Below are 10,534 nucleotides of genomic sequence, written 5' to 3'. Positions count from 1 at the left end.
TGCGTGGGAATGCCGCCTGGGACGCTCCGCGTCCCGAGCCAGGCGCACGACTTGAGCACTCTGCAAGGGTGACGCAGAGCATCACGCGATGCGTTCCCACGCGGGAGCGTGGGAACGATCAAGCCAGCACCCACCTGTGATCCAGTTTTTAAACTGGCCGCACATTCTCAGCCTGGGGGCCCTTTGGTCCTTGCGTGATGTCAAATTCTACTTTTTGGTTTTCATCCAGGTTTTTTTGCCCCTGCGACTGGATTGCCGAGTAATGGACGAAAACGTCATCCCCCCCATCCTCCGGGGCAATAAAGCCAAACCCCTTCTCCGCGTTAAACCATTTCACAGTACCCGTTGCCATTTTTGCTCTCCTTACCCTCACTCAGACCCCAACCAACCCCGGTGATGCCCCCTGACGGGCAACGCATAGATGCCCTTGGGCCGATGGACCATTTGAAACCTCAGTTGCTTACCCACCGACAGCGCTGTGCAACGCCAATCCTTGCGATTGATAAATACCTCTTCTGCCTCATCATCCAATTCGATCAGCCAATCGCCCCTGACCCGGTCATAGGATTTGACAGTCCCTGTAGCCACCTTCAATCCCGCTCTCCCTGCATCTCGTTTACTACATACGCGCAGTGCTTGGTTCAGTCATAAAACAACGGGAAGCATCCTTTGGCTACTGTCAGAGTTGACAGGTAGACGTGAGCTACCGATGGGTGGTAGCGGCGGAACAGCAGAAGATTCATGCATCCGAGGGTTTCTTGCGCTTGCGGGGTTTTCGCGGTTTGGGAGGGGTGGGAGGAACGTTACCGTGTTGAGCGCCTGTCGACTGGACGGCAACCTCGTTGCCATCGCGATCCCGGGCAATAAAGCCGATGCCTTTGACCGCATCAAACCACCTGACCGTACCCCTATCCATCACCGCCTCCCGAGTCGTGCAGAGCTGCACGCCTCATCGCTGTATCAAACAGTGAAGGCGGCGTAATGGCTACTGTCAAAGTTGACAGGTAAACAGCACACCACTGTAGGAGCGTTCAAGAATCGCGACGCAGGTCCGGCGGGATCGGCAAATCCTTGAGCGGATCAGGCCGCTTGCCCTTGCCGGCGCGGTATTGACGGATTTGGTAAACGTAGGCCAGTACCTGTGCAACGGCCAGGTACAAGCCGGCGGGGATTTCCTGGTCCAGATCGGTGGAGTAGAAAATCGAGCGCGCCAATGCTGGCGACTCCAATAACAGAATGTCGTTGGCCACCGCGATTTCGCGGATTTTCAACGCGGTAAAATCACTGCCCTTGGCCAGCAGCATCGGTGCGCCGCCCTTCTCCGGGTCGTACTTAAGCGCTACGGCGTAGTGAGTCGGGTTGGTGATGACCACATCGGCGTCGGGCACCGAGGCCATCATCTTGCGCTGGGACATTTCCCGCTGCAGTTGGCGGATGCGTTGCTTGACCTCGGGGCGGCCTTCCTGGTCCTTGTGCTCGTCGCGCACTTCCTGCTTGGTCATCAGCAGTTTCTTGTGGCTTTCCCACAACTGGATCGGCGCATCCACGGCGGCGATGAGGATCAGCCCGGCCGCCATCCACAGCGCACTCCAGCCCACCACTTGCACGCTGTGGATGATCGCTGATTCCAGCGGCTCATGGGCAATGCGCAGCAAATCGTCGATGTCGGACGACAACACCGCCAGCGCCACGAACAGAATCAGGAAAAACTTGGCCAGGGCCTTGAGCAATTCCACCAGGGCCTTGGCGGAAAACATGCGCTTGAGCCCCGCCCCCGGGTTCATGCGGCTGAACTTGGGCGCCATGCTGCCCGCGGCAAACAGCCAACCGCCGAGGGCCACCGGGCCGATCAGCGCGGCCAGCAACAAGGTGATCAGGATCGGCTGCACCGCCAGCAGCGCGATTTTGCCCGAGTGCAGCAGGTACTGGCCCATGGCATCGGGGTTGAGCAACACTTCGCGCGGCAAGCTGAAGTTGTGCTTCATCATCTCCAGCAGGTCCAGCGCCAGGCCACCGCCGTAGATCAGCAAGGCACCGGCGCCGGCGATCATGGTGGCGAAGGTGTTGAGCTCTTTGGAGCGCGCGATCTCGCCCTTTTCCCTGGAGTCCTTTTTACGTTTCTCCGTGGGGTCTTCTGTTTTGTCCTGACCACTCTCGCTCTCGGCCATGGCTCAGCGCGCCCGTGCCAGGTCACGTAAGAACTGCAAGGCATCGGTGGCCAGCGGTTGATACTGATTGAGAATGTCAGCCAGGCCGACCCAGAAAATCCCCATACCCAACACCAGGGTCAGCGGGAAACCAATCGAGAAGATATTCAGTTGCGGCGCCGCACGGGTCATCACGCCGAAGGCGATATTGACCACCAGCAGCGCAGTGATCGCCGGCAGCACCAGCAACAGCGAAGCCCCCAGTACCCAGCCGAGGCGCCCCACCAGCTCCCAGAAATGGTTGACCACCAACCCCGAGCCCACCGGCAAGGTGGTGAAGCTTTCGGTCAAGACTTCGAACGCCACCAGATGACCGTTCATGGCCAGAAACAGCAAGGTCACCAGCATGGTCAGGAACTGCCCGATCACCGCCGCCGACACGCCGTTGGTGGGGTCGACCATGGACGCGAAGCCCATGCCCATCTGGATCGAGATGATTTGCCCGGCGATCACAAAAGCCTGGAAGAACAGCATGAGGGAAAACCCCAGCATGGCACCGATCAGAATCTGTTCGGCAATCAGCAGCAAGGCGCTCAGGTCGAGAGCGTTCACCGGCGGCATCGGCGGTAGGCCAGGCACGATTACCACGGTGATCGCCACCGCGAAATACAGGCGCACACGACGCGGAACCAGGGTGGTGCCGAACACCGGCATGGCCATCAGCATCGCCGTGACGCGAAACAGCGGCAGGATGAACGAGGCTACCCAGGTACTGATCTGGGTGTCGGTCAAGGCCAGCAAGGATTGCATCGGCTCAGCCGATCAACTGCGGAATACTGCCGTACAACTGCAGGATGTATTCCATGAAGGTTTGCACCAACCACGGGCCGGCGACAATCAGGGTCACCAGCATCACCAGCAGGCGCGGCAGGAAGCTCAGGGTTTGTTCGTTGATCTGGGTGGCGGCCTGGAACATCGCCACCAGCAGGCCCACCAACAGGCTCGGCACCACCAGCACGGCGACCATCAGGGTGGTCAGCCACAGCGCTTCACGGAACAGGTCGACGGCGACTTCTGGCGTCATAGCGCTATACCCCTCCGAAACTGCCGGCCAGGGTGCCAATAATCAGCGCCCAACCGTCCACCAGCACAAACAGCATGATCTTGAACGGCAACGAGATGATCAGCGGCGACAGCATCATCATACCCATGGCCATCAACACGCTCGCTACCACCAAGTCGATGATCAGGAACGGGATGAAGATCATGAAACCGATCTGGAACGCGGTCTTCAATTCGGAGGTGACGAACGCGGGTACCAGGATGGTCAGCGGCGCCTGGTCCGGGGTGGCGATGTCGGTGCGCTTGGACAGGCGCATGAACAGCTCAAGGTCGCTGGAGCGGGTTTGCGACAACATGAAGTCCTTGATCGGGCCCTGGGCCTTGTCGATGGCATCCTGGGCTGTGAGCTTTTCCGCCAGATAAGGTTGCAGGGCTTGCTGGTTCACCTTGTCGAACACCGGCGCCATGATGAACAGTGTCAAAAACAGTGCCATGCCGGTGAGGATCTGGTTCGACGGCGTCTGCTGCAGGCCCAGGGCCTGGCGCAGGATCGAGAAGACGATGATGATCCGCGTAAAGCTGGTCATCAGCATGACGAACGCTGGGATGAAACTCAGCGCCGTCATGATCAGCAGGATCTGCAGGCTGACCGAATATTCCTGGGCGCCCGCCGCGTTGGTGCCCAAGGTGATCGCCGGGATCGACAACGGGTCGGCGCCCAGGGCCATCGGCGCGGCCAGCAACAGCATGAGCGTCAACAAAACGCGCATTACTTCTTATCCTTCTGATCCTTGCCCAGCAACTCCATCAGGCGCTGGGCGAATTCTGGCGTGGCGGCTTCGGTCTTGACCGCGTCCACCGGGGTCTTGAGTACATGCAGCGGGGTGATGCGGCCGGGGGTGATGCCGAGCAGGATCTGCTCTTCGCCCACCTGCACCAGCACCAGCCGATCACGCGGGCCGAGGGCGCGCGAGCCCACCAGCTCTATCACTTGGCCGTTGCCCGGGCCGATGCGCTGCACGCGGCGCATCAACCAGGCCAGCAGGAAGATCAGGCCGATCACCAGCAACAGGCCCAGCACCAGTTGCGTCAACTGCCCGCCGACGCTGCCGACCGCTGGCGCCGCAGCCACCTGCGCCACCGGCTCAGCCGCCAAGGCGCTCAATGGCAGCGCCAGCAACAGTCCCGCCATCGAGTACTTCATCTCAGCGCAACTTCTTGATGCGTTCGCTCGGGCTGATCACGTCGGTCAGGCGGATGCCGAACTTCTCGTTGACCACCACCACCTCGCCATGGGCAATCAGGGTGCCGTTGACCAGCACGTCCAATGGCTCGCCGGCCAGGCGGTCCAGTTCGATCACCGAGCCCTGGTTGAGCTGCAAGAGGTTGCGGATGTTGATTTCGGTGCTGCCCACTTCCATGGAAATCGACACCGGGATGTCGAGGATCACATCCAGGTTCGGGCCATCGAGGCTCACCGGGTCGTTGTTCTTCGGCACGCTGCCGAATTCTTCCATGGCCAGGCGGTTGCCGGCCGGCGCGGTGGCGGCGTCGGCGGCCAGCAGCGCGTCGATGTCGTCCTGGCCAACATCGCCGGTTTCTTCCAGGGCCGCAGCCCACTCGTCAGCCAGGGCCTGGTCTTCGGCGGAAGTGTTTTCGTGTTCGGTAGCCATTACATGTCCTCGGCGCAGCAAACAATCATGAATTGGGGTTGAATCAGCGGCGGTTGATCGGCTCAACCACTTGCAGCGCCAGGTTGCCCTTGTGGGAACCGAGCTTGACCTTGAACGACGGCACGCCGTTGGCGCGCATGATCAGCTCTTCCGGCAAGTCGACGGGGATGATGTCCCCAGGCGCCATGTGCAAAATATCGCGCAGGCGCAACTGGCGGCGGGCCACGGTGGCGCTCAGCGGCACGTCGACGTCCAGCAGGTCTTCGCGCAGGGCCTTGACCCAGCGTTCGTCCTGGTCGTCGAGGTCGGACTGGAAGCCGGCGTCGAGCATTTCGCGCACCGGTTCGATCATCGAGTAAGGCATGGTCACGTGCAGGTCGCCGCCACCGCCATCGAGTTCGATGTGGAAGGTCGACACCACAATGGCCTCGCTGGGGCCGACGATGTTGGCCATGGCCGGGTTCACTTCCGAGTTGATGTACTCGAAATTGACCTCCATGATCGCCTGCCAGGCTTCCTTCAAGTCGATGAAGGCCTGCTCCAGCACCATGCGCACCACCCGCAGTTCGGTAGGGGTGAATTCACGCCCTTCGATCTTGGCGTGACGGCCGTCGCCACCGAAGAAGTTGTCCACCAGCTTGAACACCAGCTTGGCGTCGAGGATGAACAGCGCGGTACCGCGCAACGGCTTGATCTTGACCAGGTTGAGGCTGGTGGGCACGTACAGCGAGTGCACGTACTCACCGAACTTCATCACCTGCACGCCGCCCACGGCCACGTCCGCCGAGCGGCGCAGCATGTTGAACATGCTGATGCGGGTGTAGCGGGCAAAGCGTTCGTTGATCATCTCCAGGGTCGGCATGCGTCCCCGCACGATGCGATCCTGGCTGGTCAGGTCATAACTTTTGACGCTGCCGGGTTCGGCAGCCATTTCGGTCTGTACCAGACCATCGTCCACGCCATGCAACAGCGCGTCGATTTCATCCTGGGACAGCAGGTCTTGCACGGCCATGTCGTGATCCTACTGCAATACGAAGTTAGTGAAGAGCGCCTGCTCGACCACGACTTTGCCGAGTTCTTTCTGGGCCACTTCCTGCACGCTGGCAGTGACCTTCTGGCGCAACATTTCCTGGCCGACTGGCGTGGCCAGGCTGTCGAAGCTCTGCCCGGAGAACAGCATCACCAGGTTGTTGCGGATCACCGGCATATGCACCTTGAGGGCATCCAGGTCCGCCTGGTTGCGCGCCAACAAGGTGATGCTCACCTGCAGGTAGCGTTGACGACCATTCTGGTTGTAGTTGGCGACAAAGGCCGGAAGCATCTGCTCGAAGATTGCCGGTTGCTTGACGTTCGTGGCAGTTTCGGCGGTGGGCGCCGGTTTACTCGCACTGCTGTGCATGATGTACCAGGTGCCGCCCACCGAGGCACCGATCGCCAGGAGCAGGCCCAGCACAATCAACAGGATCAGCTTGAGCTTGCCTTTGCCTGCGGGGGGAGTTGCTGCGTCGTCGCTCTTCGCCATGCCAATAATCCGTCACTATTCGGGGATTCGTAGATCTATGGCAAGGCAAGAGCAAGTGTTATGCCAGAGTTGTCTGGCAGGCGCAGGAAGATGATCGTTCCCACGCTCTGCGTGGGAATGCATCTTGTGACGCTTCGCGTCACCGTGTGCAATGGTCGAAAACATCGCCGACTTCGGGACGCGGAGCGTCCGGGGCGGCATTCCCACGCAGAGCGTGGGAACGATCAGCCACTGACCGGGTTTGAGCAGGAAGTCAGGCGTAGTAGTCGACGGCGCTGGAGCCGATCACGCTCTGGCTCACGGGCGCTGCCACTTCGGCCACATCCACAGGGCCACCGGCGTCGCCGCTGTCAGCGCGCCTGCCGCTGCTACTGACGCCTCGCGCCTGGCTCTGCTGTTGCTGCTGGTCCTGGCCCCGCGACTGGTCGGAGACATTCACATCCACCTGCCCCATGCCCTGCTGGGCAAACATCTCGCGCAAACGGCCAGACTGGCTTTCCAGCGCTTCACGCACCACCGCATGGCCGCTCATGAAGTTGACCTGGGCCTGCTGGTCCGCCGTCATGTTGACCTTGATGTCCAGGCGCCCCAGCTCAGCAGGCTGCAACTGGATCTCGGCCGACTTGAGGTTGGCGCTGGACAGGTACATTACGCGGTTGACCACCTCCTCGGTCCAGCCGCTCTGGTGCATGGCCAGGGGCGCATTGGGGACGGGCGGCAAGGCATTCGCGGTTTTCGGCGTGGCCGCCTGGGTCAGCGCCGCCAGGCGGTTGGCGAAGTCATCCACACGGGTGTCGCTGCTGGCGTTCTTGAGGTCCTTGAGGCCGTCATCGATCAGCGCGCCGAAGGCCTTGTCGCCCCCCTGGTCGGTGCTGTCCTTGGTGGCTTGCTGGTCGACCATGTTGGCCAGGCCGGCGGCAAAGCTCTGCGCGGCGGTCGGCTGGTCCTGGGTGGCGGGCGCGCCTTTCTGCGGCGCCTGGCTGCTGGCCGAGACATGACCGCCCTGCTCCATCGCCAGGCGCACGGCCGGCATCGAATCCAGCGGGTCGGCCTCAGGGTCGAAGGTTGGCTGCTTGGGCTCCTCGGTTACCGCAATGAGCGGCTGGGCGTTGTCATCTGCGGCCGTGACGGCAGGCGCTTGTACCGGCACAGGCACCGCCACAGGCGTCACGGTAGCAACCAGAGCCGGGTCGGCAACCGGTTGCAGTGCCAGGGACGGGTCGGCAGGTGGCTCGCCTTCACTGTCAGCGTGGTCGTCGCTCTTGGCCGGCTTGGCAGGCAAGGGATTGCCGCTATCGGCAACCGCTGGCGCGCTGGCGGCAGGTTTATCGTCGCCGGCGGCCGGTTTGGCGCTGGCATCAGAAGCCTTGTCGCGCACCGGTTTGGCTGGCGCGTCGTCGCTCTTGGCCTGCGGCTTGGCAGCTTGCTTGGCAAACACTTGAGCGAAGCCAGCGCCCTTGTCCCGCGGAGCCGCAGGCGCTACGGCAGGCGTGGCGGCCGGCGCTTGAGGCTTGGCCGCAGCGGCAGCCTGAAGAAGCGAATTGGGAGCGACTGGCATAAGTAAGGGTCTCCACTGCATGGGGTCGGGAATGCAGTCTGTGGAGGTAGAGCAAGAGTCGGGCCAAGTCAGGCCGATAAAATATCAAACCCCAGAAAACCGCTCCCGTTCATGCTCATAAAGCGGCCGAACCAGCGCAAACTCACGATCAATCTGATCCACCAACGCCCCCAAGTCGGAAGCAGACTTGAAGGACTCGGTCTCCAACCGCTCACACAACGTTGCCAACCGCAGCGCCCCCAAGTTGCCACTACTGCCCTTGAAGCTGTGTGCGATGCGCCCCAACGTCTTGGCGTCGTCCCGCGCCTTGCGCAGCGCTTGCACGCGCTCTTCAGAATCATGCAGAAAGGTGTCCAGCAGCGTGGGGTATTCGCTTTCCATGACTTCCTGCAAACCCGACAACACCTCGGGGTCCATATGAATCTCAGCCACTTGCTCGCTCCTTGATCAAGAATCGGCGGATTATGCCAGAGCCGCCCAACAAAACTCCACGCAGACAGTGCGCCCGCCATCGGACCAGCCTACAGCGCTGCTCAGTTGACGCACCAGGCTCAGTCCCCGACCAGACAGACGGTCGATGTCCACGGGGCGCGCCAGCTCTTGCTCCACATCAAAACCCTGCCCGCTGTCTTCGAGGCGCAAGGTCAGTTTGCCGCCCTTGTCGGTGGGCACCACCTGCATATGCACGCGCACATAGCCGCTGTCCAACTGCGCCAGGCGCTCATGGCGCTGGCGATAATACTGCGCAAACCCTTGGGCATCGCGCTTGAGGCGTGAGTCCAGGCCCAGCACGCCATGCTCCAGCGCGTTGGAATACAACTCGGCCATCACACTGTAAAGGGCCCCGCTCTGCGCACGCAGGCCATGGATCTCCAACAGCAGTTGCAGCAGGTACGGCAGCGGGTTGTAGGTCCTGAGCGTCTGGGCGCGGAATTCGAAACTCACCGACCAATCCAGCGGGCATGACTGGCCGCTGTCGGCATACATCGGTTCTGCCGCCCGCAAGGGTTGGCCCGCCTGCAACGTGATCTCGACCATGCTGACGTCATCGCGCGCCTGGCCGCGAAAGGCCGCCAGGGCCTGCTCAATGTCCTCGAACAGGCGGTCGGGCTCGCGGTTGGCGGCGAACACCTGCTGCAAGCGCTCGGCACCGAACAGTTGATCGTTGGCGTCAGCGGTGTCCAGCACGCCGTCGGAGAGCAGGAATACCCGGTCGCCCAACGCCATGGGCCAGACCTCGGTGCTGTCATCGAACGCCTCTGCCGACAACACCCCCAACGGCAGGTGCCGCGACATCAATGGCGTGCGCCTGCCCGTGGCGACTTCATGCACGTAGCCTTCGGGCATGCCGCCGTTCCACACCTCCACCGCACGCCGCTGGGCGCTCAGGCACAGCAAGGTGGCACAGCAGAACATGTCTACCGGCAGGATGCGCTTGAGCTTGGCGTTCATTTCCCGCAGGGTCTGCGTGAGGCCGTAGCCCTTGGCGGTCATGCCGTAGAACACCTCGGCCAGGGGCATGGCACCGATAGCGGCCGGCAAGCCATGGCCGGTGAAATCACCCAGCAACACATGCATGTCACCCGATGGCGTGTAAGCCGCCAGCAACAAGTCGCCATTGAACAACGCATAAGGCGATTGCAGATAGCGGATATTCGGCGCGGCGTTGATGCAACCGGAATGGGCGACCTTGTCGAACACCGCCTTGGCCGCCCGCTGTTCATGCAGCAGGTGTTCGTGGTGCCTGGCGATCAGGTCACGCTGTTGCAAAACCGTGGCTTGCAGGCGGCGCAGGCGGTCCATGGCGTTGATCTTCGCTGCCAGGATCAAGGGGTTATAGGGCTTGGGCAGAAAGTCATCGCCGCCGGCGTCCAGGCACTGGGCCAGGGCTTCGCTTTCGCGCAGCGACGTGAGGAAGATGATCGGCACCAGCGCCTCCCCCGCCAGTTGCTTGATCTGCCGTGCGGCTTCGAAGCCGTCCATCACCGGCATCAGCGCGTCCATCAACACCAGTTGCGGGCGCTCACGGGCAAACACCTCAATCGCTTCGGAGCCGTTGCTGACAGTCAGCACCTGGTGGCCCTGACGGCGGATGATGCTCGCCAGCAACAGGCGGTCGGCGGCGCTGTCTTCGGCGATCAGGATGGTCAGCGCCTCCAGGACAGGGGCCAGGGCGCTCAATTGATATCGAACAGTTTGTCGAAGTTGGAGATGGCGAGGATCTTGCGCACGTCGTTGCTGCTGTTGATCACTCTGACTTCGGCGTCATCACCGCCGGCGTGATCCCGTAGCAACAGCAGCATGCCGAGGGCTGAACTGTCCATATAGGTGGCATCCTTGAGGTCGACGATATAGGTCTCGGGGACCTTGTAGAAACGCTCGTAGGCTTCCCGAAACGCCTGGTGGCTGCCGAAATCGAACCGGCCCTTGATTGCGATCGTCAACTTCTTCCCGTCCAGGGATACTTCTGACTCGACTGACATGTGACTGCTTCCTTGTCATTGCACTAGACACAAGGTGTAGCAGTTGAAGAGCATCTGAGCAACACAGTGAATCAACTGTGGGAGCTGGC

General features: G+C 61.6%; 13 protein-coding genes. All 13 read right to left on the bottom strand.

Annotated elements, in window-relative coordinates:
* Positions 1–148: 148 nt before the first annotated feature.
* The 13 genes from ACTJLA_RS25555 to ACTJLA_RS25495 all read right to left on the bottom strand — a co-directional run bounded on the left by ACTJLA_RS25555 (position 149) and on the right by ACTJLA_RS25495 (position 10,445).
* Entirely contained in the window at positions 149–352 is a 204-nt protein-coding gene (locus ACTJLA_RS25555; RefSeq protein ID WP_054920168.1) for a cold-shock protein, read from the bottom strand.
* Positions 353–1,031: 679 nt separating this feature from the next.
* Complete coding sequence (gene flhB / locus ACTJLA_RS25550; protein ID WP_054920172.1) at positions 1,032–2,168, bottom strand: flagellar biosynthesis protein FlhB; 1,137 nt, start codon at positions 2,166–2,168, stop codon at positions 1,032–1,034.
* A gap of 3 nt (positions 2,169–2,171) precedes the next feature.
* Positions 2,172–2,957 (bottom strand): flagellar biosynthetic protein FliR, encoded by a 786-nt coding sequence (gene fliR, locus ACTJLA_RS25545; protein WP_034126792.1) that lies wholly within the window; start codon positions 2,955–2,957, stop codon positions 2,172–2,174.
* Positions 2,958–2,961: 4 nt separating this feature from the next.
* Entirely contained in the window at positions 2,962–3,231 is a 270-nt protein-coding gene (gene fliQ, locus ACTJLA_RS25540; RefSeq protein ID WP_003192936.1) for a flagellar biosynthesis protein FliQ, read from the bottom strand.
* Between the two features lie 4 nt (positions 3,232–3,235).
* Complete coding sequence (fliP, locus tag ACTJLA_RS25535) at positions 3,236–3,979, bottom strand: flagellar type III secretion system pore protein FliP (protein WP_003192937.1); 744 nt, start codon at positions 3,977–3,979, stop codon at positions 3,236–3,238.
* On the bottom strand, positions 3,979–4,413 hold the full coding sequence (fliO, locus tag ACTJLA_RS25530) for a flagellar biosynthetic protein FliO (RefSeq protein WP_034126791.1): 435 nt from the start codon (positions 4,411–4,413) through the stop codon (positions 3,979–3,981). Before fliO ends, fliP begins: the two co-directional genes overlap by 1 nt.
* A 1-nt stretch (position 4,414) precedes the next feature.
* Positions 4,415–4,882 (bottom strand): flagellar motor switch protein FliN, encoded by a 468-nt coding sequence (gene fliN / locus ACTJLA_RS25525; RefSeq protein WP_003192941.1) that lies wholly within the window; start codon positions 4,880–4,882, stop codon positions 4,415–4,417.
* 43 nt (positions 4,883–4,925) lie between these two features.
* Positions 4,926–5,894, bottom strand: a complete 969-nt coding sequence (gene fliM, locus ACTJLA_RS25520; RefSeq protein WP_014719344.1) for a flagellar motor switch protein FliM — start codon at positions 5,892–5,894, stop codon at positions 4,926–4,928.
* A gap of 9 nt (positions 5,895–5,903) precedes the next feature.
* Positions 5,904–6,404, bottom strand: coding sequence for a flagellar basal body-associated protein FliL (gene fliL, locus ACTJLA_RS25515; RefSeq protein ID WP_019818373.1), 501 nt, complete (start codon positions 6,402–6,404; stop codon positions 5,904–5,906).
* Positions 6,405–6,657: 253 nt separating this feature from the next.
* A complete protein-coding gene (locus ACTJLA_RS25510; protein WP_314547162.1) occupies positions 6,658–7,962 on the bottom strand; it encodes a flagellar hook-length control protein FliK in 1,305 nt (434 codons plus the stop codon).
* 84 nt (positions 7,963–8,046) lie between these two features.
* Positions 8,047–8,394, bottom strand: a complete 348-nt coding sequence (locus tag ACTJLA_RS25505; RefSeq protein ID WP_014719347.1) for an Hpt domain-containing protein — start codon at positions 8,392–8,394, stop codon at positions 8,047–8,049.
* Positions 8,395–8,424: 30 nt separating this feature from the next.
* Entirely contained in the window at positions 8,425–10,143 is a 1,719-nt protein-coding gene (locus ACTJLA_RS25500) for a fused response regulator/phosphatase (RefSeq protein WP_314547160.1), read from the bottom strand.
* Positions 10,140–10,445 (bottom strand): STAS domain-containing protein, encoded by a 306-nt coding sequence (locus ACTJLA_RS25495; RefSeq protein ID WP_034126788.1) that lies wholly within the window; start codon positions 10,443–10,445, stop codon positions 10,140–10,142. The genes ACTJLA_RS25500 and ACTJLA_RS25495 overlap by 4 nt, the downstream gene beginning before the upstream one ends.
* Positions 10,446–10,534 lie beyond the last annotated feature (89 nt).

Source organism: Pseudomonas sp. 22072, assembly GCF_052046095.1.
Taxonomy (GTDB): Bacteria; Pseudomonadota; Gammaproteobacteria; order Pseudomonadales; family Pseudomonadaceae; genus Aquipseudomonas; species Aquipseudomonas paracarnis.
Note: the sequence above shows the minus strand (reverse complement) of the source record. Positions and strands in the feature narration are given on the sequence as shown.